General features: G+C 42.7%; 1 protein-coding gene and 1 pseudogene. Both read left to right on the top strand.

The features are described 5' to 3' along the window. A pseudogene (locus OGX67_RS26900) lies at positions 1 to 141 on the top strand (T6SS immunity protein Tli3 family protein); the annotation flags it as partial. A 46-nt stretch (positions 142 to 187) separates the two neighbouring features. After that, positions 188 to 759, top strand: a 572-nt coding sequence (locus OGX67_RS00010) for a T6SS immunity protein Tli3 family protein (protein ID WP_286525568.1), incomplete at its 3' end; no start/stop codon positions are given.

The raw sequence follows: 759 nt of genomic DNA, 5'->3' as shown, positions 1-759 counted from the left end.
GTGGTGTTTATGAAAGCATCCCTGGCCCATTTAACGGAGGGATATAAGGCCAACTATCAAAACCTGCCGGACAAAGAACCGGAAGTGGTGGGCTATAAGGGCTGGACCCGGATGCACTGCGATATGGATGCGGGGAAATAATCGGCAATGGGATATGCCCAAACCGCTTAACGTTTAAGGATAAATTATGAATAAGGGAAGTGCGTTAAAAATAATGATCGGAACTATTTCGCTATGTGCTATCGCTGCCTGTACAAAAAGAACACCCTCACAGATTATTTATCGCTATGATGATAACCGATATCTGGAATTAAAAGGCTATAATTGTGAGGGAGCGCTTTGGTATCATGATATCAGGCGGAATATACATAAAGAATTAGTAAATGGCGTTTATTCAACGTATCAGATCTTTTCCGGTGTATATATTCACCCATCAGATAAGTATATTCTGATACCACGATGGGAGCCAGATGCTTACAAGATATCTAAAGATTACGGACAAACGTGGCAGGTAGCAGACTATATGGCCTCTTCCCGGGCGCTGGAGAGAAACTCCGATGGGGTTATGCGTGACTATCCTGAAGGAAAAGAAATCAAAAGAGTGGTGGTGGTCAATAACCAGGCGTTTATTACCACCTCGAAAAATCATTTGTATATGAGTTCATACCCTTTTGACGATCCGCGTTTAAAGCCGGGTGGTCCGGGTATAGATTATCAATACTTCGATGATACCGACTATCTCTCTATATATACAGACGG

Origin of the sequence: Citrobacter sp. Cf118, assembly GCF_030334095.1 — a bacterium.
GTDB classification, from domain to species: Bacteria; Pseudomonadota; Gammaproteobacteria; order Enterobacterales; family Enterobacteriaceae; genus Citrobacter; species Citrobacter freundii.
This window is presented reverse-complemented; position numbering and strand designations above follow the sequence as displayed.